14 protein-coding genes are annotated in these 22,701 nt (G+C 39.2%); 5 read left to right on the top strand and 9 right to left on the bottom strand.

Features of this window, described 5'->3' with window-relative positions; genetic code table 11:
* Window positions 1–106: 106 nt before the first annotated feature.
* The gene (locus B3C94_RS05670) at window positions 107–838 is read left to right on the top strand and encodes an RDD family protein (protein WP_293900327.1); all 732 of its coding nucleotides are present in this window, start codon (window positions 107–109) and stop codon (window positions 836–838) included.
* Window positions 839–1,115: 277 nt separating this feature from the next.
* Here the strand turns inward: B3C94_RS05670 and fabD are convergent, their stop codons facing one another.
* The 3 genes from fabD to B3C94_RS05655 all read right to left on the bottom strand — a co-directional run bounded on the left by fabD (window position 1,116) and on the right by B3C94_RS05655 (window position 6,536).
* The gene (fabD, locus tag B3C94_RS05665) at window positions 1,116–2,006 is read right to left on the bottom strand and encodes an ACP S-malonyltransferase (protein ID WP_293900324.1); all 891 of its coding nucleotides are present in this window, start codon (window positions 2,004–2,006) and stop codon (window positions 1,116–1,118) included.
* 237 nt (window positions 2,007–2,243) lie between these two features.
* Window positions 2,244–3,473, bottom strand: coding sequence for a M16 family metallopeptidase (locus B3C94_RS05660; protein ID WP_293900322.1), 1,230 nt, complete (start codon window positions 3,471–3,473; stop codon window positions 2,244–2,246).
* A 225-nt stretch (window positions 3,474–3,698) separates the two neighbouring features.
* Window positions 3,699–6,536, bottom strand: coding sequence for an outer membrane beta-barrel protein (locus tag B3C94_RS05655; protein WP_293900320.1), 2,838 nt, complete (start codon window positions 6,534–6,536; stop codon window positions 3,699–3,701).
* Between the two features lie 269 nt (window positions 6,537–6,805).
* On the opposite strand from B3C94_RS05655, the gene B3C94_RS05650 reads away from it, so the two are divergent.
* On the top strand, window positions 6,806–7,402 hold the full coding sequence (locus tag B3C94_RS05650; protein ID WP_293900317.1) for a ribonuclease HII: 597 nt from the start codon (window positions 6,806–6,808) through the stop codon (window positions 7,400–7,402).
* A gap of 30 nt (window positions 7,403–7,432) precedes the next feature.
* On the opposite strand, the gene B3C94_RS05645 is transcribed toward B3C94_RS05650, so the two are convergent.
* From B3C94_RS05645 to B3C94_RS05625, 5 genes are all read right to left on the bottom strand, one after another.
* Window positions 7,433–9,913 carry a YfhO family protein gene (locus B3C94_RS05645; protein WP_293900314.1) on the bottom strand — a complete coding sequence of 827 codons (2,481 nt, stop codon included), beginning with the start codon at window positions 9,911–9,913 and terminating at the stop codon, window positions 7,433–7,435.
* 383 nt (window positions 9,914–10,296) lie between these two features.
* Entirely contained in the window at window positions 10,297–10,617 is a 321-nt protein-coding gene (locus B3C94_RS05640; protein WP_046673052.1) for a YbjQ family protein, read from the bottom strand.
* A gap of 3 nt (window positions 10,618–10,620) precedes the next feature.
* On the bottom strand, window positions 10,621–11,307 hold the full coding sequence (locus B3C94_RS05635) for a potassium channel family protein (RefSeq protein WP_293900309.1): 687 nt from the start codon (window positions 11,305–11,307) through the stop codon (window positions 10,621–10,623).
* A 110-nt stretch (window positions 11,308–11,417) separates the two neighbouring features.
* Window positions 11,418–13,208, bottom strand: a complete 1,791-nt coding sequence (locus B3C94_RS05630) for a TrkH family potassium uptake protein (protein WP_293900306.1) — start codon at window positions 13,206–13,208, stop codon at window positions 11,418–11,420.
* A gap of 108 nt (window positions 13,209–13,316) precedes the next feature.
* Entirely contained in the window at window positions 13,317–14,567 is a 1,251-nt protein-coding gene (locus tag B3C94_RS05625) for a hypothetical protein (protein WP_293900303.1), read from the bottom strand.
* Between the two features lie 757 nt (window positions 14,568–15,324).
* Here B3C94_RS05625 and B3C94_RS05620 point away from each other — a divergent pair.
* A complete protein-coding gene (locus B3C94_RS05620; RefSeq protein ID WP_293900300.1) occupies window positions 15,325–16,362 on the top strand; it encodes a hypothetical protein in 1,038 nt (345 codons plus the stop codon).
* The gene (locus tag B3C94_RS05615) at window positions 16,322–18,775 is read left to right on the top strand and encodes a hypothetical protein (protein WP_293900297.1); all 2,454 of its coding nucleotides are present in this window, start codon (window positions 16,322–16,324) and stop codon (window positions 18,773–18,775) included. Before B3C94_RS05620 ends, B3C94_RS05615 begins: the two co-directional genes overlap by 41 nt.
* 97 nt (window positions 18,776–18,872) lie before the next feature.
* Here the strand turns inward: B3C94_RS05615 and rsgA are convergent, their stop codons facing one another.
* Window positions 18,873–19,793: a ribosome small subunit-dependent GTPase A gene (gene rsgA, locus B3C94_RS05610; protein WP_293900294.1), complete on the bottom strand. Its 921-nt coding sequence runs from the start codon at window positions 19,791–19,793 to the stop codon at window positions 18,873–18,875.
* Window positions 19,794–19,899: 106 nt separating this feature from the next.
* Between rsgA and polA the strand changes: the two genes are divergently transcribed.
* Complete coding sequence (gene polA, locus B3C94_RS05605; protein ID WP_293900292.1) at window positions 19,900–22,701, top strand: DNA polymerase I; 2,802 nt, start codon at window positions 19,900–19,902, stop codon at window positions 22,699–22,701.

The following is a 22,701-nucleotide window of genomic DNA, read 5'->3' as shown; positions in this document are numbered from 1 at the left end:
TAACTGGCATAACCAAATATATGAAATATCCATGATTGACAAGCACAACTTGGCGCTAAAATGACCTAGATATTCTATATTGCTATTAAATTCAAATAATTTACAGATGAATAAGCTTGAGATAAATACAGCACAAAATGTGAAAATTGAATACAATCTTGCCAGTCTTGGCTCAAGAATGATCGCATTTGCAATAGATTATTTTATAATAGTCTGTTATTATTTCTTTTGCTTTTTCCTGTTGGACAGCATAAATATCAAAAGTGGTGATCCCTATCTGTTTTATGGGATTATGATGGCTTTGACCTTACCTGCGTTTTTTTATACATTGATTACTGAAACTGCTTTTGGCGGGCAGACAGTAGGAAAGAAGATCATGAAGATAAAGGTTGTCAAACTCGACGGCTCTCGTGCCAACTTTTATCAATACTTGTCCAGATGGAGCCTATCGATCGTAGATATTTGGATGACGATGGGTGGTGTTGCCATTACTTCTATCGTTTTATCCAAAAATGGTCAACGCATCGGAGATATTGCAGGAGAAACTTCTGTTATCAGTCTCAAGCCTACCTTGAAATTGAGCGACACAATCTATGAGGAGACTTTCGACAATCATCCAATTCTATTTCCTCAAGTTATCAAATTGAGCGACAAGGATGCTAATACGGTCAAAGAGATCTATCAAACAGCTTTTGACAGAAGAGATGTAGGTATTTTAACAGCTTTGGTACAGCGTCTTGAAACGGTTATGGAAATCAAACATCCTGAAAAAATGACCCCAAATGATTTTGTCTTACAGGTCATGAAAGACCATTATAGTATGTTTAAGGACAAATAGCCTTAAAACATCTCACTTACCAACTTCGCTATTCACACGGATCTTGAACGTATATTGTTCGTAGATTAAACGGTGTTTGTTCGGTCACAACCTAAGAAGCTCCGAAGAAGCACCGAGCAACCTCCGAACAAAGGGTGAAAGAAGTCGCTACTTGATACGCTATTTGTTACCAGAAAAACCCTTCAGTTATTTTGTTTTCAGCATAAAAAAAGTCGGAAGAAAAATCTTCCGACCACGACTGGATCATACGATCCTTTTTTTATACCGAATCCTATCCTTAGGCCGTTACTGAAGCCGCAGAAGTCTGTACCTGACGATCGACTTTCTTTACCAATCCTTGCAATACATTGCCCGGGCCAACTTCTACAAAAGCTGTTGCGCCATCAGCCAACATATTTTGTACAGTTTGGGTCCATCGTACAGCTCCAGTCAATTGCGCGATAAGATTCTCTTTAATAACTGTTGGATCTGTTTGCGGTTTTGCATCTATATTTTGATAGATCGGACATCTCGGCGAAAGGATATCTACCGCTTCAATAGCCGCTTGTAATTCTACTTTCGCAGACTCCATCAGCGGGGAGTGAAATGCACCACCCACATTTAATTTTAATGCTCTCTTAGCACCGGCTTCGGTCAACAAAGCACAAGCTTTATCCACACCTTCAATAGATCCCGAAATAACCAATTGTCCCGGACAGTTATAATTCGCCGCCACCACGACTTCATCAACTTTAGCACAAATATCTTCTACGACAGCATCTTCCAGCCCTAATATTGCGGCCATCGTTGAGGGTTGAAGCTCACATGCCTTTTGCATCGCATTGGCACGCTGTGCAACCAATTTCAGACCATCTTCAAAGCTCAATGCTCCGGCTGACACCAACGCCGAAAACTCACCCAATGAGTGCCCTGCAACCATATCTGGCTGAAAAGACGCCCCTAATGCTTTCGCTAAAATGACCGAATGCAAGAAAATAGCGGGTTGAGTTACCTTCGTTTGCTTCAATTCCTCGTCTGTTCCGGAAAACATAATATCTGTAATACGGAATCCCAAAATATCGTTGGCTTGTTCAAACAACGCTTTTGTCTCATCATTTAAATTATACAGGTCTTGTCCCATTCCAACAAATTGGGCTCCTTGACCGGGAAATACATATGCTGTCTTCATCCTTTTATTGTTTATTCATCATTTGTCTATTTTCCATAGGTATTCTTACCGCCTGTGGCGGTCAATGGTTAATGAGAACCGAAGTAAAATATTTACATCAAGTCTCCTATTTACGAATTACCGTAAACGCAAACTTAGATAAATTGCTTTTTATATGCAATACAAATTCAATCACATCCCAACTATTCCTCCCAATAAACAATCCGGCAGTCCGCATTTATCCTGAAACAAATATTTCTACTCTTCAGGAACAAAACTAAGCGATAACATTTTTTTTGGATCAAATACATCTTGTGCAATTTCCAATAGCTCTGTACCGGTTAATACCTGGATTTTTTCAACAACTTCGTCCAATAAAATAACCCGATCGTAATCCATCACGTTTTTGGCTGCTGAAATAATCATACTCATACGGTTCTCCTCCGTTAACGCAATCTGTCCGATAAATTTCTGCTTCGCCTTTTTTATTTTTACCTCAGAAAGCGGTTGATCACACATCTTAGCAAGTTCTTTAAAGACAAGCTTCTTAGCTTTCTCCACCTTTTCTTCATCAGTACCTAAGTATATACTAAATAAACCTGTATCCGAGAAAATAGTATAGTTAGATTCTATCGTATAGGCAATTCCATACTTCTCACGAATAGATAGATTCAGGATAGATCCCATTCCCATGCCGCCAAGCATGTTGTTCAAAAGCAACAGCCCTGTCTTACGCTCGTCACGATAAGCATAAGCCAAAGATCCTAGCATGTAGTGAACCTGATTAATTGGTTTTGCAATTGCGATATGTTGTTCAACGATTGGGCTGACATCATTTCTGGTCCGCATAACAGAATTTGCAGGAACCGCTCCAAAGACTTTATACAATAGCCGCTCTACTTCTTTTAGACTATAATTGCCGGTGATACCAATAACCATTTCATTGGTATCATAATTTGCCCGCATAAAATCGGTAATATCATTCTTTTGCAATGCAAGAAGCTGATCTTCCAATCCGAGGATATTATGTCCCAATCCGGACCCCCGAAATATAAGATCTTCGAAATCGTCAACGATTGACTCTTCTGGACTATCCAGATAAGAAGCCATTTCATCAACAATGACGGATTTCTCCTTATCCATTTCTATTTCAGGGAAAGTAGAATGAAAAAAGATGTCCTCGAAAAGATCCAATGCACGATCTAAATAGGGCCTAAGTATAGAAGCGTGGACACAGGTATATTCCTTCGTCGTATAAGCATTCAAATCTCCTCCGACCGATTCAAGATGGTTTATAATCTGTTGTGTAGAGCGTCTTTCGGTCCTTTTAAACAGCAAATGCTCAATAAAATGAGCAACGCCATACTTCCCCGCAGATTCATCTCGAGACCCCGCATTGATTACCATGCATACATGTGTAACCGGTAAATTTTGATATTGAAATACTACGCGTATCCCATTTGAAAGTCTAATAATTTCGTATTCCATGCAGTACAAACTTGCTGTAGCCCCTTTTAGTTTATCTATTTATGTGCGCCCATTAGCCTTGACCATCTCCCCTAACACAAAAAAATATCGTCTTACATTTTTTGCCACTTTGCTCAATCTTCAAATCGTATGGGCGCATGAAGTCGTCACAAAACTAGGCATTTTTAAACGCAAAACGGTCATAGCGAAATCACTATGACCGTTTTTATATCCCGATTATTTAGATTACATACGCGGTGGTCTCATCCCCCCCGGGAATCTGTTCTCGCCTTCAGGGTTTCCCATCGCAAATTTTTGGAATTTATAGGTAAACAGAATCATAAAATATCGGCCCAAACGGTTGGTACGGCTATCTGTAATCATAGACTCACTCACCGTTCTCGAAACATTCGTTTGTTGATTTAACAAGTCAAATGCTTGTAGACGTACCGTACCACGTTGTTGACTCAAGAATTTCTGCTCCAAGTAGGTATTTATGACGAAAGGATTTGCATTAATGCCGGCTCCATAACCACTGTTGAATTGCTTGGATAGATCCGCTCCGAAAATAGTAGTTTTTGTGATGTTAACGGAACCAATCAAAGTCGGTGTCCAAGAAGAAACATTCGTCGTACGATTTGTCAATGAATTTTCCGTATGATTATATTGATAGCGTATTCCAGGATTAATTTCCAGGTTCTCCGAAGGGTTATATCTAAACATTAAACCTTGATTCAACACAATATTCCGGGCGACATTCTTTTGACCAATGTTATCATCTTTCTCCGTAGACACATATCCAATATTTTTATTGTAGGCTATCCCACCCATCAACATAATATTATAGGTTTTTTCTTTCAGGGATTTTCCATAGTGATAAAACGAACTTACATTAAACGGTTTATCACTTGTTTCATTTAAATAACGTGTTTCGGAAACTAATGTTGAATTTGTTTGACCCGTTTGGTAATCCATTAAATCATCAAAATAGCTTTTACTTAAGCTCACAATCTTATTGTTGGTCAAACCTGCATTGACAAACGCAAAAAAGTTATTTCCTTTTTGAAAATCATTTTTACGGAACCGTACATTCAATTGATGGCTAAACTCCGGATTCAGATTGGCATTACCGATCACGATACTGGTCCGATTTGTACTCATATCGAAAGGTAGGATTTGCGTTACCGAAGGTTCATTTGGTGTTCCAGAATAATTAACCGAAATATTAGATTGCCTAGAGAATTTATATTCAAAGCGGGCAATAGGCATCCAGTTCATATTGTTACGATGAATTGGCACGACTAGACCTGAACTGATCGCATCACCTCTTAATTGAGAAGGTTGAGCTGCTGCTCCAATCGAATAGGTTATTTTATCCCCACTATATAAATAATTTGCCCCTATTTTATGTGTTGTGAAGGAATAATCATAATTGTAGTCAAAATTCAATTTGGGATCCTCTGCAATTAAGTTTCCATCCCGATCAAACCCTTGCTGTTTGTTCGAATTGTCATACTTATTTTTGTTAAAGTCATAGGTAAATTCCACTTTTCCTTTTTCAGAAACCGGTTCCGTATAATTAACCGAAGCACCACCATTCCAACTTTTATTATTTGCTTCTAGAATTGTCTTTTCATAAATCGAATCTAAAGGTGCATCTGCATTATTTGGATCGGCCAATAACCGATCTAAAATTGCATTCTGATCTTTTGTGGTTTTTGCATTGTTGAAGTTCATGTTTACAAAAACATTTCTTCCCTTATCATTAAATTTATGATTATACAAGCCGCTAATCCCAAATCGGGGTGCAGTAGAATTCGCAACAATATCCTGCGCCTGTGAATTATTAAATACGTTACTACGGTAAGTGAGCGAATTAGTACCTGTCGTTACATCACTATTATCGTAACCAAACTGAGGCGAAATTTTGATATAGTCTTTCGTTGTAGGCTTCCATTCAACATTTGCTTCAAAACGGTGGCTTGCTCCTACCGTATTCGAATTAGATTGAACACTATCCGTTTGCATGATATTAGGCAGTGTATTTTCCTGAAAGCGCTGCGAAATTGTTGTATTGTTACTATGGCTATAACTGTAACTACCGTAAACCGTCAATTTATCATTAAAGTCTTTACGGTAATTCAGCCCAATAGAACCGATTTTAGTTAAACCGTCCGATCCACCAAACATGCCACCGCCCCGACGGCCACCACCACCTTGGCCACGACGGGCGCCACCACCTACAGTACTAAAATCGAATAAGGGGGCATTGGTGTTGTTTAAATTCCCTAGCACTGAAATTTGTTCGCCTTCGCGCATTCCCATCCACATACCCGTAGCCTGATAGCGATCTTCTGTTCCAACGCCTGCCCGTAAGGTAGTCATATGTCCAGTATTGTATTTGGGATCAATTTGGATATTTAACACTTTTTCAGAGTCACCCGTTTTATTACCGGTGACATTGGCCATATCACCGTAATCATCAATAACCTGCATCTTCTGGATAATATTTGCGGGTAAATTCTGTGTAGCGGTCTTCACATCTCCACCAAAGAAGTCCTTACCATTGATACGAACGCGCTTTACGGATTCTCCCTGCGCTGTTACATTTCCGTCTTTATCAACTTCCACCCCCTGCAATTTTTTCAAAGCATCCTCGGCAACGGCCCCATCCCGCAACTTCAAATCTTTCATCGTATATTCTAGCGTATCACTTTTCACAACAACCGTAGGTACGCCATCGACAACAACTTCCTCTAGCATCTGTGAGTTCTGCTGTAAGGTCAAACTTGGGATAGTATACTTTGACTCTCCTTTGGGAATACTAAATTCTTTCTCAAAACGCTCAAATCCCAAGTTTGAAACCGTAATTTTAATGGTATCGGCCTTGATCTTATCAAAGATGAAAATCCCAGCCATATTAGATCCTGTAGTCATCGAATCCGACTTTGACGTCAGCTTAACTGTTGCCCCGGCAACAATTCGATTCTTGTCATCTTTCAGAATTCCCTGTACACTCTTCGTCTGGCCATAAACGGTCCATCCCATCAGCATACTAAACAAAAAAAGCATAAAGCCTCTCATAATACGTATTTTTATATTTCTATAATTGATAAATCTTTGACTCTAAAACTATTGCTCAAGTTTAATTTGAAACAATATGGCCTAGACAAGAACAAACTTTTATTTTGTTAACGAAAATTATCCTAACGTTTTAATAGTCTAGCGCTCTAAATCTTTACAAAAGAAGACATTATTAGTGTTAATTAATGTAAACGGGCGATATTCACACAGAAGTTACAATAGATAACTCTAAATTTATTCGTATTTTCGGCTATTTTAAAGAACTGAACATGCTATTATCATACTATCAGGAACAGTGGATAGAGGCCGGTTGTGACGAAGCGGGAAGAGGCTGTTTGGCCGGACCGGTGTTCGCAGCAGCCGTTATTTTCCCCACAGACTATCACCACGAACTGCTAAATGACTCCAAACAACTTAGTGAGAAAAAAAGGATGGCACTACGCCCCATTATTGAGCGCGAGGCTCTTGCCTATGCCGTTGCAAGCGTCTCAGCAGAAGAAATAGATCGTATAAATATTCATAATGCAAGCTACTTAGCGATGCACAAAGCACTTGATCTCTTAAAGATCAAAGCGGAGTATATTATTGTGGATGGAAATAAGTTTATTCCCTATCAGCAAATCCCACATACATGTATCATCAAGGGAGATGGGAAATATCTGTCGATTGCCGCAGCTTCAATTCTGGCTAAAACCTATCGGGATGAATACATGGACAACATCGCCTTGGATTATCCAGGTTACGACTGGCTCAACAACAAAGGGTATCCAACGGTTAAACACCGAACTGCTGTATTGGAATATGGCTCCACACCACATCATAGAAAGAGCTTTAGAATAACAGATCCGCAGCTCAAATTATTCTAAAGCTCAAACAATTCAAAAAAGAAACAGCAACTAAGCCGCTGTTTCTTTTTTATTCCCTCTAAAGGAAAGGTATATCGCAGCTCCTATTCCCAATACAAGAATAATAGACGAGATCAAAGTCAATAGATTACCAAATTTGTGTGACTCAGGATCAAACACAAATTCCACCTTATGCGTGCCCGCAGGCAATTGCAGTGCTCTTAAAATATAATCAGCACGAATAATTGGTGTTTCCTTTCCATCGACATATGCTTTCCAGCCTTTATCATAAAATACTTCAGAAAATACGGCAAACGCATCATTAGCCGCTGTATATTCGTATTGCATTTTATCTGGATGGTAAGAGGTCAGCTTAATCTCTCCTGTCGTTGAGGCATTCGAAGTTTTAGCTTTAATCTCATTTTGATATTGTTGATTGACAAAAGCCTCTTTATGCGGATCAAAAGAGCTGATAGCCTGCATTTCCTCGGCATTTCCTTTCACAAAATTTATCTTATCCACAAACCAAGCATTTCCTGCAGCTGTACTTCTTCGAACGATACGTTGCGACTGATTCTGAGGATCTGTCGTAATCAAATAACGCACGTTGAACATATCCAACACATCTTCATTAAGAGCACCATTAAATTGATTTTCCAAAATTTCCTGGAAGCGCATTAATTTTGCAGCATGATACCCACCCAGTGACTTATGGAAATAAGACGGTCGAGCATCCGAGAATGGATCCGAAGTCAGGTCAAGGACCCGGTAGCTTGGATCCTTATCCATTAAAATCAATTGGTCCACCTCCCGTTGTTGGAATACCTGTTGTGCTGTAGCACCCTTCTCCATAAATGATTTATCATTTAAAAAACGTTTATCTACACTCCATAAATCAAATAAGAATAAAACGAGCAAGCTACCTAACAATATCCCCTCGCTTAACTTTTTCTTTAAAAAGATCCAAACAAAACCGAATGTCAATAAGACAATGACAAAAGAACGATAAGCATCTTTGCTTGCAATATCTTTACGATCCAGAACCAACTGGTTTGCTAATTCTGTTGCAAAGCCCTTATCGCCTATCTGTTGTTCAAACGTTGCTATTAAATTGCTATGCTCAGCATTTCTAAAGTTTAAAAATAGATCCGGCAACACACCAATGAGTAGACAGAATCCCCCTACGCCAATAAAGGTATATAGGACTTTTTTATCCAAATTTGGGATTTCCTTTGCTCGTGTTAATAGTTCGTTTACCGCCATAATCGCCATCATAGGCACCGTAATGGAAACGACTACCAAGATAGATTCAACCGCTCTAAATTTGTTATACATCGGGAAATAATCGAAAAACAGATCCGATACCAACGTAAAGTTTTTTCCAAATGACAAAAGCAACGCTAACAGTGTTGTTGCCAAAATCCACCACTTGAAGCGATCTTTAACGATAACAAGGCCCAAAACAAATAGGAAGAAAATTCCAGCACCAAAATACCACGGCCCTGAAGTAAAACGTTTGTCCCCCCAATAGGTTGGCATGCCCTGTGCCATTTGTCCAGCTTGAATCTCAGAAGCCCCGCCTCTTTCCATCAGAAACTTCGCTATATGCGATTTTTCGTCCAATTGACCTCCAGTTGAACCGCCATAAGCATTTGGAATTAAAAAGGTCATTGTCTCTCCGATTCCTTGGCTCCACTCATAAGCATATTCTTTATCGAGTCCTTTCTCTTTGGTATTGTTGTTATCGACCTTCGTAATATTGGCATGTCCACGGGTACTTAATTTACTATATTCCCAAGTCGGCAATAAAATAGATGCATTTACCATCAAAGCGATAACAACTGCAATAATCTGTCTGCCCGAAGCAATAAAAAAGCCCTTTAATTGCTTTTGTTTAAAAGCATCTATGAACGTGAAAATCACATATACCATAAGCACCATCAGCAGATAGTAGGTAGTCTGCAAGTGATTGACACGGATTTCCAACGAGAGAAATAAAGCCAATAAGACAGGTCCCCATAGTCTGCTGCCCCGATAACACATAATTACGGCCCCAATTACAGGCGGTATAAAGGCAATCGCATTGGCACGCGTTATATGGCCTGCTTCAATATAGATAAAATTATAGGATGTAAAGGCTATGGCAATAGCGCCGACCGCAGCCAACCAGGGTTTGATCCGTAATACACTAAAGAGAAAATATGCGCCCAATAAATAGAAAAGAACAGTGTCCATCGGGCTTGGAAAGGCAAACTTAACGGCTTTTAGGAAATAAGTACCAATGTTGTTTTCATTTTCCTGCCAAATTTGATAGGTCGGCATTCCCCCGAACATGGAATTTGTCCACAATGGAGCTTTTCCATCCTTTGCTTTAAAATCAAATAACTCCTTTTGTGCCGCTTGCGCCTGTACCACATCCGACTGGGCAAGTGTTTTGCCTTGCCAGACAGGAGTAAAATAAAAAAATACGAGCGTAATAAATATCGCAATAACGATCAAATGCGCCGAATTCGCCTTAAACCAATTTTTCATCCGTATAAATTTGTCATTTAAAGGTGATGAAGCTATCCTATATTTCATCCTGCAATGTGAATGTTCACGTATAACCTACTTTCCAGTATTTATGAACGCTTTACATGCGCTTTGTTTAATTATGACAGTCTCATTTACCCTCTTAGGTTGTTTAAAAGTCTTAAAAGCCAAACTTAGATAAATTTGTTTTTATATACAATTATAATTATCGCTCAGATTCCTATTAACAAAAAGTTCACAATAGATTTTAAATCTGGTCGACCCACATCATCTCTTTTACACACACAAAAAGACAATACATGTTGCATAAAAACAGTATAATGACCTTTTTTCTAATTTTTAGTAAAAATAAAAGCCCTCTTATTACTTAGGGCTTTTTGTGTTTAAGATCTCATTTTTACCGCTGTTCCCGTTGCGCCCACCATCATCATTCCGCCCGTACCTACTGTCTGAAAGTCCAGTCGAACCCCAACGACCGCATCTGCGCCCAATGCGCGTGCACGATCTTCAAGCTCTCGCAGTGCTGCTTCACGGGTTTCCTGGAATGCGCGTTCATAAGAGTTGGATCTCCCACCAAAAAAATCACGAAACCCTGCCATCATATCCTTGATTGCATTCGCTCCCAGAACCACTTCGGAAGAGACTATCCCCAAATAACGTTCGATCTGGTGTCCCTCAATAGTACCTGTCGTTGTCAATAACATATTTTATTCTCCTTTTTGAATTAACTTATTAATATTGGATAGCTCCCCAAAAACAACTAAAATATCGCCTTCTTCCATAATCGTTTCCGAGGCGGCAATTCCCGAAGCCTCCTTTTGTTCTTTCGTCACACCGTCCTTCTTCGTTTCTGTTATTTTCACGGTGGTCAAAACGATAACTTTGTATAAATTGGTCAGGTTTGCTTCTCGTAATGTCATGCCCACATAACGAGTTGGAACTTTAGTCTCTACAATGGAATATTTATCCGAAACCTTAAACGAATCGACAATATCAATATTGTCCAAGCGCATCGCCAATCGCTCAGCAGCTTCTTCTTCGGGCATAATATATTCATTGATTTCCATTGCCTCCAAAACAGTCTTTTGTAAATCTGAAACGATACGGCCAATGATACGTTTAACTTTCAACTGTTTTAGGAGTGCCACGGTCATGAGCGAAGCGCCCTCATCCTCTCCAATTGCAACAATGACAGCGTGGGCATCCTTAAGAGGTAGTGACGACACGGCTTCTCGATCGGTTGTATCCAGACATACCGTGTGCGTTATCTTGTCCTTTAATTGTTCAACTATACTTAGGTTTCGGTCGGCACCAATCACCTCATGCCCGAGTTCAGTAAGATGTATCCCCAAAGAACGGCCAAAATGCCCCAATCCTAAAACAATATACTTCATATCTCAAAACTAAAATAAATTTACTTTTATTTCCAAGCATTCTTTCGAATGACAGATTCATATTTCTGGTCATCCCAGCTAAAGAAAGCGAAAACATTTTTCAAGTCTACTTAAAATAAGATCTTTTCTTCCGGAAACACAATATTTCTCCGTGTTGTATTTTTAATAAAAGCAACCAATAGCGTCAACATCCCTACACGCCCAACAAGCATTGTTAAGGCAATAATTAATTTTCCACCCATACTAAGCGAGGGCGTAATCCCCAAACTTAATCCACATGTTGTATAGGCTGATAAAGATTCAAACAGGAGCGCTTTCATACTCTTATCCGGATCTGTAAAAATGAGCACAAAAAAACTGAACCCAACCACGAAAAGCGATAACAGAATAATCGCAAAAGCCTTGTTAACGGACTCGCTGGCTATTCTCCTTTTAAAAATCTCGATATATTCTTTTCCCTTAGCCAGAGAAATAATATTCAATAGTGAAACAGCAACGGTAGTAACCTTTACTCCCCCACCAGTAGATCCGGGAGAGGCTCCGACCCACATCAGAAGCATAATCAAAAAAACAGTTGGTGCCCCAACAAAACTCAAATCAACACTATTGTAACCTGCCGAACGCGACGCATTAGCCATAAAGAAGGAAGTCGCCCATTCACCATCGATTCCCTTTTCAAGAGAAAGTGTATTCCCTCGCTCCAGGAAATAGAAAAACAAAGTTGCACCTACAATAATAATCGCATTACAGACCAGCACCAATTTAGAATTAAAGCTAAAGCTCCATGCTTTATGCTTATAGTTTTTCTTTGTGATCCATCGATGATAATAAAGCAATATGGATTCTTTCATATAGGTGTAAAAATTCAATACAATTCCAAACCCCAAACCACCAAGAATGAAGAGTGAGGATAATGCCAATTGGAATGGGTAATTGAATTTATAGGCTTCATTGGTAATCCCTCCAGACAAGATAGAAAATCCAGCATTACAGAATGACGAAATAGAATGAAAGATCGAAAAGAAAACCATGCTCCCCAAATTTGGAAAATTAGCACTTTCCAAGGTGCTAAAGATCAGTATCGCTCCAAGAAATTCAAACAGTAGCGTAATAAATATCATGGTCAATAAGGTTTTAATGACAGAGGCCACTTTATTTTCACCTAGAATTTCACCAAACATCAATTGGTTCTTAAAAGAAAATCCGCCAGAGAAAAAATAGCCAAAAAAACCTGTAAATGTCATAATACCCAATCCTCCAACCTGTATCAAGACAATGACCACCGTTTGTCCGAACATGCTAAAATTGGTTGAAATATCGGCAACCGACAAGCCTGTGATACAAACAGCGCTAGTTGCCATAAATAAGGCATCTACAAAACTTAACGGAGCTTCTACTGTAGTACGTGGCAGCATCAATAATACGGTCCCAAGCAAGATAAGAACCAGAAAACTAATAACAAATAATATGGTCGGATTAAAATAAAAATTGTCAAAGAAAAGGGTGCTCTTCGATAGCTCTGCGATAAAAATAAGATATATTCCTAGATAAACCCACTGTTCCCTAGAAAAAACAGAAAGAGCTCCAAATCCTGCAAAGCGGGAAATAAGAATAAATACAAAGTAAATGAGGATAACCAATCCGGAGTAATGCTCTACAGCAATTTTTTTTAGAGCGTAAATAGATGATGACTCCCGGAGAGCAATCATGAAAAAGAGCACAAAGAAAAGATAATGAATCGTTTTACCCAGCAATTTACCCAATGTAGGCTCAGTGACATAGCCCACATTAAAAATAACAATTGCAGCGCAAATCATACTCACATAGAACATGATCTTGTCCACAAGTCCATTTTTATACTTGAAAACAAATCGGATAAAACTTAAAATCGAATCTATCATAATGTCTCAAACTAAGATAAATCTGGCAATAAATACAAATCTATCTTCGTTACATTTTCGGGAAAAGGGCTCAACATACCCGGTAGCCTTTCCACGTGAAACGGGGCACTAATTGCCGGTTCCTTCTTTCTCGAGTTCCTTTTCAGCTTTTTCACGGTCTCGTTTCCGTTTCTCTTCCATCTTTGCCGCCTCTTTGGCCTCGTCTTCTTTTTCTTCCTTCAGCAATTCCTCAGGAGTTTTATGTTTCTTAAATATACTTGAAATCATTTTTTTGGCCTTGCTAACTCCACTAACGACTTTTTCAACTTTTCCAGCCGTATTCATCAGTTTAGCTTCCCGCTCTGGACCGAGGCCAACACATTGTTTAATTCCAACCAATAAAGTCTGCCACATCGCTTTAAAAAACGGATGATTGGGATCCCGGCGCCTGTTAATATGCCCCACCGTATATTTACCATATAAATCTGGATTGCTGGGGTTGAACAAAACCTGATTAATCATAAAAGACAGCAGTCCCTTCTTTTCGCGCCGGCCATCATCACCTGCCTCCGATAGCACATTTACTTTGAGGTCATCATAATCCATTTTAAAGGTTCCTTTGCTACGGTAATCGTTAGCCCATATGTCAAATGTAATCTGACTGAGATTGCCCGATTTAACCTCTACATTTAACAATGGGCGGATCATTTTATTGACGACTGTCAAATCCATTTTCCCAAGTGTTCCTTTATAGGTATATGCCCCCACTTTGGATGTCATATCAAAAACAAAGTTAGTAGAAAGCTTGCCCGCATTCATAAAATTACTGCTCAAATTTGCACGCATCAGCTTTTGCTTATGCAATTTTGTCGAATCATTTGTCACATTCAAGATTGTTCCATACGTGTGATCAAAAGTAATGGTACCGATCTGACTGTACTCGTCACTCATTTCAGAATACGAAATACCTATATTATCCAAAATCATCGAATCAATTCCCAAACGTGTTGACATTTGCATTAATTTCATATGGGGGGCATTTCCAATCTGACTTGTTGGAGGGCTTTTATAATGCTTATCACTATAAATTGAAAGTGAACCATTTTTTAACCGCGCATTTTGTGCATATATTTTTTTATCCCGGGAAAGCTCGGCAAAATTGAATCCCGTCAAAAGCAGGGTGTCCATTTTCAGCACCATATAACTCCCACCTTCTCCTTTCTTCCGATAATAGGCTGCCTTATTTAGCGTCGGCTGGTAAGCAACTTTGGTCAACAGGACATTACGGCTTTTACTATTGATTTTCAATTGATCAAAATTTACTTTATAAAACCCATCCGGAGTTTTATAGGTGAAACCAGGCACCTCAATATCAATCATTTTACTATGATAAAAGCGCTGCCTGTCCCGCTCAGACGTTGAGTCTATCAAAACATCATCTATTCGAACCTTGACCTTTTTGATCTCGAAATCTTGATGAACTCCTTTTTGGACTTGTGTATATTTAAAATCGATGTCATTCAGATTGACGGCCCGTACCTGAATTTGAAGAGCGNNTGAATTTTTTTTAAGTTATCTTTTATCTTCTCATAAAGTGGTTTTTTGGGCCCTCTACTTATTGTATCATTATAACTATGCACCTCATTAATGACATGAATCGTTGGTGTTTCAACGGTGATATCATGCAAAAAAAGCTCTTTATCCATCAATACCCTTCGGATACCAAAACTTTTTATTTTTAGTCTATTTACGTTGACTTCAAATCGGTTGTCCGGGGCTTTCTTGACCAGTTCCAACTTTTTATAGACCGAACTATCTGGCACCAGTCGTAAATTTTTTATTGTTACATTCCCGAGAACTAAGTTGACATCAATATCATCGTAGTGAATTGAATACAGACTGTCTGTTGCTTGCGACACCAGCTGTTTGATTTTTGTATCTAAAAGAGGTTTCCATTTATTGCTAAAAAACCAAATACCGCCAGTCAAAGCCAGGAGGATAAACACCACAATACCAAGGATCCATTTAAAAATAGGCTTCATAAAGTCACAATCTCTTTGTAATTTCGTCTTTATTTTATTGAATAACAAACAAAATTAAGCCCATTTTGTTTGACTTACGACTAAATAAAGCGAATATGCTGCGCAAAACACAACTATTTTTATTTCTTGTACCGCTATCTCTACTTTTTTTAAGCTCCTGTACCAAAACAAAGCATGAAACAGGCTTCTATTTTTGGAAGACGGTATTTCAATTGGATACTATAGAAAACCGTGCTTTAAAAGAGATCGAAGCGAAATCTGTCTATGTTCGCATCATGGATATTGACTTCGATCCATCGGGTGTACAAGCCGTCCCTATTAGCCCCATTACATTTACACAGCCTGTCCCCAAAGAACAGCAGTTAATTCCTGTAGTATTTGTCAATCAACGTATTTTTGCGGAAATGGATAGTCTACAGATCAGAGGCCTGGCTAATAAAATTGTTCCCTTTGTGACAGCCAAAATACAACAGGCAGGAAAAGATAAGTTTACCGAACTTCAACTGGACTGCGATTGGACAAAGACATCCCGTGATAAGTTTTTCTATTTGCTGACCTATTTACAGGAATTACCGGCATTAAAAGAGATTATGGTAAGCTCTACCTTGCGGTTGCATCAAGTCAAAAATACCGTTACCAGTGGTATTCCCCCCGTAAAAAAGGTCATGCTAATGTGTTACAACATGGGAAATCTCAGACAATTCGGCAATCAGAACTCCATTTTAAATCAACAGGATCTCAGGACTTATCTAAGCGGAACATTGCGCAACTATCCGATGGAAATGGATATTGCCTTACCTTTATTTCAATGGTTTGTCGTTTTCAGAAATAATAACTACATAGGCATTTCAAAACACATCAACGAAGAGGATATTAAAGACACTTCATTGTTTACACATAATCCCAACACGAACCTTTATATTTTATCAAAAGATCTCTCAAAAGCAAATCTTAAAAAGGGCGATGTCATACGTTTTGAATCCATAAATCAGGAGGATCTCCTACAAACGGCAAAATTTTTGAGGGGAGAGCTGAAAGGAAAAGAACATCGGATTATTTTTTATCATTTAGATCAAGCTACACTAGCAAACCATGGCGCTGCCGAATTACAAAAAATTATTGCTGCTTTCTAGCACTACATTAGCTTTCTTCTTTGGGGAGATTGCAACCAATATCGCTTGTGGTCCCGAAGTGGACCCTTACGACAATCAAACGACATATTACCTCCCCAATCTGGAGGATAATGGATTTTCTGCCTTTCAATTCATTCCCTATCAGTTTCTTTATACCGAAGAAGCACCAGTCAAGGAAAGCTTAATCAACGCCGAAGCCTGGGCCCGGCACCTTGGTGCACAGGTTAAAGTTAAGGATGTCGAACAATTGATGTACAATAGCAATGATGCAACCGCTAATTTAGCGAGCAACCAACAAAAGGCTGCCTGGCCAAACCTCCCCGACTCGATTAAAGGAAATACTTTCCTAAACGAATTGATTGACGGAAAACATGAAGCTGAACGCACTTATTTTATGTTTACTAAAAAGCAGGAACCTATCACGAATATTCAGCATAACTATTGGGATCCGGATACCCGGAATTTCAAAGAAATTGTACAATTTGCTGAGCTCGCCGAACAGCAAATCACCAAGTATCCCAAAAATAGCTTTCTGTATATCCGCTATGCTTATCAAGCCGCCCGTTTATATCTATTTGGACAGGAATACGCTAAGAGCATAACGGTTTATGAAAAATACCTGCAATCTGCTAAAGGAGATGAAGCCATCCTCAATTGGGCACTATCCAACTATGCAGGTGCTGTCCGTAAAAATGGTGATCCCGCAAAATCTGCCTATCTCTTTTCCAAGCTGTTCACTGCTAGTCCAGAACGACGTATCCTCGCCTATGCTAATTTCCATTATATCACAGCCAGTGATGCCGAAATTTTTCAATATGCAAAAAATGATGCGGATAAATTCAATATCAACGCTATCATTGGCTTTGGGACAAGTGACTATGCGCTGAAATATCTGACGGCCTGCTATCAGCTTGATCCCGCCAATACAGTGAATGCTGTACTATTAGGACGCGAAGTCAATAAGATTGAAACAGAAATGAACGAGTCCTTTTACCTCAGTAGCGATAACTATAATTATTACGCAAGAAATGAAGATAAAGGAAAAGTTAAACTACACCTGGACTCTGTCCGCAATTTTGCCTTACAGATCTATCGTGACAAAAAATATGTCCAACCTCAATTGGGACTTATTACTGCAGCGTACCTTAGCTGGATGAATAAGGATAACGCTTTAGCAAAAGAATATCTTTCAGAAATAAAAGAGACTGATCTTAGTCCGAAACTGATTGATCAGCTACAAATTACCCGATTGCTTACCCAATTGACTGACTGGCAAAGCAGCAAACAGCTGGATGAAGTTCAATTAACCAAAACTTTAACGTGGCTAGAAGAAAAGGCAAGACTTGACGGGAAAGAAGACACGAGAAAACAAAGCTGGGGTTATAGTGCTTTTGAGTATAGTAACTATAGCCTAATTTGCCGGAATATTCTACAAAATCTTGTGGTAAAACACTATTTAAATACGCAAGATACGGCCATGGCGAGCTTAGCAGCTGTAAAGGCGGATGCATTTTACAACTATGGCTTTGTGAAAGACTCTCTGGAGGACAATATGCAATGGACAACAATGCATTTTTGGGAAAATAGCCTTACACCTAAAACGCTGTTAAAAATAAGGAATTTACTATCGGATAACTCCCAACAGCATACGTTATCCAAATTCTTATTGAAAGATATCAAACATTTCAATAAAGACTACCTCACAGAATTATTGGGTACAACCTATCTTCGGGAACTGGACTTCCAAAAAGCAGCGAAAACGCTAGCAGCCCTTCCTAAAGATCATAAAATAAAGGAGATTAAAAATTGGTATAGCGAAGATGAAGATGATATCAAACCCAACCCCTTTATTGTCACGATAAATGATTATCCAAAAAAATACGGGAAAGAATACACAACCAAACTAAAATATGCCGAACGTATGGCCCGGTTGGAAAATGCTATAAAAACAGAAAGAGATAACCAGAAAAAAGCAGAGTATTACTTCCAGATGGCGACAGGTATCTACCAAACAAGTACCTATGGAAATGCTTGGTCCATGGTATCCTATGACTGGTCATCGACAGATAGTCATGCGGCCTCCACCCTTCATTGGCAACGCAATTATTTACAAACAAAATCTGCAAAGGAATGGTATAGCAAAGCCCGCTCACTCAGCACTGATAAAGAGTTCAAGGCTAAATGTACATTTATGCTAGCCAAATGCGAGCAGAAAGATTTTGTTTATACCAATGAATCACGTTGGCAATATTATGATTCACCACTGAAAAATCCTTTTTACCGCTTTTCGATGCAAAACAGATTTTTCAAGGAATTGAACACACAATATAAGGATACACCATTCTTTACGATCGCTTCGAAAGAGTGTACCTATCTTCGCGACTTTTTGAATTTAACTCAAGCGATTCGCTAAGGTTTGCCCTGATAAGAAAAAAGATTTTCCTAAATGCACTGCCTCCAAAAAGTTAAATACTTTTTGGGGGTAGTACAAAAAGGAAGCTGCTTTTTTATTAGGATCTGCTGTCTTCATTATGATACATGCTAAGGTAGCTATCGTATCGTGAACTTTCAATCCGACCATCCTCTACCGCTTCCATAATAACACAACCAGGCTCACTGATATGCCTGCAATTATTAAATCGACACTGATTCATAAATGCGCGCATCTCTGGAAAAAAATGAGATAACTCTTGTTTCTCTATATCGACTATTCCCAATTCACGAATACCGGGTGTATCGATTAACTTGCCTCCAAACGGAAGATCAAACATTTCGGCAAAAGTGGTTGTATGCTTTCCTTTGTCCGACCAATCGGATATTTCACCGGTTTTCAATCCATATTCGGGAACAATTGCATTGATTAATGTTGATTTACCAACCCCCGAATGACCTGACACCAAGGTTATCTTATCTTTAAGCAGTTGCTTGACAACATCTATATTTGTTCCCGTTAAGGCAGAAACTTCAAAGCAGGGATAGCCAATATGTTCATAAATAGCCTTATAATCTGCCAATATCTCCAACCCTTCGTCACTAAAAAGATCCAATTTATTGAAAATAATTACGGCAGGTATCCCGTAAGCTTCTGTTGTCACTAGAAAGCGATCAATAAACCCTAAAGAGGTTGGGGGTGAAGCAAGTGTCACGACTAAAAAAGCCTGATCCAAGTTTGCTCCGATAATTTGAGTTTGCTTGGAAAGATTGACAGATTTCCGAATGATATAATTTCGACGAGGTTCTAGCTCATGAATGACCGCACTTTCCTGATCAGGTTCCACATCAAAATGTACCCAATCACCCACAGCAACAGGATTAGTTGTCTTTATTCCTTTGGTACGAAACTTACCTTTGATACGACAATCGTATCTTCTATCGTCTTCACCCAAAACTTGATACCAACTACCTGTCGATTTAGTTACCAGTCCTCTCATAAATCCTGTTGCATTAAATGTGTCATAGCACAAAAATCGGAAAAATTTATTAAACTTACCCTTTGATGAATTTCTTACCTTTGTAAGGAGACTAAAATTCAATTTTGTGAAAAAACTATTTCTTCTAGATGGAATGGCTCTCATATATAGAGCTTATTTTGCATTGAGCAAAACTCCCCGAATTACCTCGACAGGGTTAAATACAGGAGCAATCATGGGGTTTACCAATACGCTATTGGACGTATTGAAAAATCAGCAACCCTCCCACATAGCAGTAGTGTTCGACACAGCGGCACCTACCGCTCGACATATTGAATTTGAAGCTTATAAAGCACATCGCGAGTCAATGCCGGAGGATCTTGCCACCTCTATCCCCTATATAAATCGTTTAATCGAAGGTTTCAATATCCCGATTATTACAATGGATGGGTACGAAGCCGATGATATTATTGGTACGCTGGCAAAAAAAGCTGAAAAGCAAGATTTCCAAGTCTATTGCATGACACCGGATAAAGATTTTGGGCAGCTCGTATCTGAAAATATCTTTATCTACAAACCCGCCCGTATGGGTAATGGCGCAGAAGTACAAGGTGTCAAAGAGATTCTTGAAAAATGGGAAATTTCAGACGTTTGCCAGGTCATCGATATCCTCGGTCTTTGGGGCGATGCCGTGGACAATATACCTGGTATACCTGGTATTGGAGAAAAAACAGCGAAAAAACTTGTTCAGGAATACGGATCTGTCGAAGGCATTATAGCCAACGCGGATAAACTGAAAGGAAAAATGCGTGAAAACGTAGAGAATTTTGCAGAACAAGGACTCATCTCCAAAAAGTTAGCTACTATTTTATTGGATGTACCAATTGAACTTGATGAAAAATCGCTAGAACTGGAAGATCCAAACAAAGAAATTCTTGAACCGCTATTTGCAGAACTAGAATTCAGGACACTTGGAAAGCGGGTTTTCGGCGAAGATTTCTCCGTTCTTGACAAAAGCGCCCCCACAAGTGGACAAATGGATTTATTTTCTGCAACGGTAACTTCGGTAACAACAACAGAGGTTATTACTGAAATAATCGTCGAAAATACGGCGATAAATAACATCCATAATACAGCACATGATTATGTTTTGGTCGATACAAGAGAAAAACAAGAAGAACTTGCTCACCAACTTACTTCCTTAGATAGCTTTTGCTTTGATACAGAAACCACAGGCCTAGATGCTAACCTAGCGGACATTGTTGGGCTATCATTTTCCTTCGAGAATACCAAGGCGTATTATATTCCGACACCAGCTGACCGCAATGGAGCACAGGCAGTAGTCGACATTTTCAAGACTGCACTGGAAAACCCAGATATCGAAAAAGTGGGACAAAATATCAAATACGATATTTTGTTGTTAGCGCGTTATGGTGTAAAAGTACAAGGTACGCTATTTGATACCATGCTTGCGCACTATCTGATTGATCCGGACACCCGCCACGGCATGGACGTACTCGCAGAAAATTACCTGAATTACAGCCCCGTATCGATTACCGAACTTATTGGTGAAAAGGGGAAGAAACAAGGCAATATGCGTGACGTTGAAATTGAAAAAATAAAAGAATATGCCGCCGAGGATGCAGATATTACCCTACAGCTAAAAAATATATTTCATCCGCTTCTTGTTGAAACCAACACCATACAACTCGCTCAAGAGGTCGAATTCCCATTAGTTTATATACTGGCTGAAATTGAACGAAATGGTGTGAAAATAGATGTTCCGGCGCTTGAGGAATTCTCAAAAACATTAGAGCAGGACATAAAAAATCTTGAGGAATCAATTTTTGAGAAAGCAGGCGTAAATTTCAATATCGCTTCCCCAAAACAATTGGGAGAAGTCTTATTCGATAAGCTCCAATTGGATCCAAAAGCTAAAAAAACTAAAACAGGACAATATAAAACGGGAGAAGATGTGCTATTGGCCTTGGCCCATAAATCGGATATCGTTCAAGATATCCTAAACTTTAGGCAAATGCAAAAACTCAAATCTACCTATGTTGGTGCACTGCCTGAGTTAATAAACCCCGAAACAGGGCTCATTCATACATCCTACAATCAAGCAGTTGCCGCAACGGGCCGCCTGAGCTCAACCAATCCGAACCTTCAAAATATCCCGATCCGTACCGAACGGGGCAGAGAAGTCAGAAAAGCTTTTATCCCAAGGTCTGAAGACAATGTGATCCTCTCAGCCGATTATTCACAAATTGAACTTCGCTTGATTGCCGAACTAAGTAAGGACCAAAATATGATGGACGCGTTTAGCCAAGGCCATGATATCCACCGGGCAACTGCTGCGAAAGTCTATCATATGAATTTTGATGCTGTTACTTCTGAACAACGACGCAACGCGAAAGCTGTCAACTTCGGCATTATCTATGGCCAATCGGCATTTGGCCTTTCTCAAAACCTAGGCATCTCACGCAAAGAAGCTTCTGATATCATTAATGAATATTTTAACCAATATACTGGTATCAAAAAATACATGAGTGATGCCGTCGAGTTTGCAAAAGAGAATGGCTATGTTGAAACAATTCTAAAACGCAGACGTTATCTTAGAGATATCAATTCAGCAAACATGACTGTTCGTGGATTTGCTGAACGAAACGCCATCAATGCGCCGATCCAAGGGTCAGCAGCAGATTTGATCAAACTTGCCATGATTGCTATTCAGAAAGAAATTGAACAGCAGGGATTAGCTGGCAAAATGATCATGCAAGTACATGATGAATTGGTTTTTGACGTGCCTAAACAGGAGGTCGGAGCATTCAAAAAAATTATTCTAGATAAAATGACCAATGCTATTAAAACAAATGTACCATTGATCGTAGAAATTGGGGAAGGCAAAAATTGGTTAGAAGCACACTAA

The organism is Sphingobacterium sp. UBA5670 (assembly GCF_002420705.1).
GTDB lineage: Bacteria > Bacteroidota > Bacteroidia > Sphingobacteriales > Sphingobacteriaceae > Sphingobacterium.
This window is presented reverse-complemented; position numbering and strand designations above follow the sequence as displayed.

Bases quoted from the DNA above. Each gene is read 5' to 3' on its own strand.
- B3C94_RS05670 (WP_293900327.1), top strand. From the start codon at position 107: ATGAATAAGCTTGAGATAAATACAGCACAAAATGTGAAAATTGAATAC.
- fabD (WP_293900324.1), bottom strand. From the start codon at position 2,006: ATGAAGACAGCATATGTATTTCCCGGTCAAGGAGCCCAATTTGTTGGA.
- B3C94_RS05660 (WP_293900322.1), bottom strand. From the start codon at position 3,473: ATGGAATACGAAATTATTAGACTTTCAAATGGGATACGCGTAGTATTT.
- B3C94_RS05655 (WP_293900320.1), bottom strand. From the start codon at position 6,536: ATGAGAGGCTTTATGCTTTTTTTGTTTAGTATGCTGATGGGATGGACC.
- B3C94_RS05650 (WP_293900317.1), top strand. From the start codon at position 6,806: ATGCTATTATCATACTATCAGGAACAGTGGATAGAGGCCGGTTGTGAC.
- B3C94_RS05645 (WP_293900314.1), bottom strand. From the start codon at position 9,913: ATGAAAAATTGGTTTAAGGCGAATTCGGCGCATTTGATCGTTATTGCG.
- B3C94_RS05640 (WP_046673052.1), bottom strand. From the start codon at position 10,617: ATGTTATTGACAACGACAGGTACTATTGAGGGACACCAGATCGAACGT.
- B3C94_RS05635 (WP_293900309.1), bottom strand. From the start codon at position 11,307: ATGAAGTATATTGTTTTAGGATTGGGGCATTTTGGCCGTTCTTTGGGG.
- B3C94_RS05630 (WP_293900306.1), bottom strand. From the start codon at position 13,208: ATGATAGATTCGATTTTAAGTTTTATCCGATTTGTTTTCAAGTATAAA.
- B3C94_RS05625 (WP_293900303.1), bottom strand. From the start codon at position 14,567: ATGATTGATATTGAGGTGCCTGGTTTCACCTATAAAACTCCGGATGGG.
- B3C94_RS05620 (WP_293900300.1), top strand. From the start codon at position 15,325: ATGCTGCGCAAAACACAACTATTTTTATTTCTTGTACCGCTATCTCTA.
- B3C94_RS05615 (WP_293900297.1), top strand. From the start codon at position 16,322: ATGGCGCTGCCGAATTACAAAAAATTATTGCTGCTTTCTAGCACTACA.
- rsgA (WP_293900294.1), bottom strand. From the start codon at position 19,793: ATGAGAGGACTGGTAACTAAATCGACAGGTAGTTGGTATCAAGTTTTG.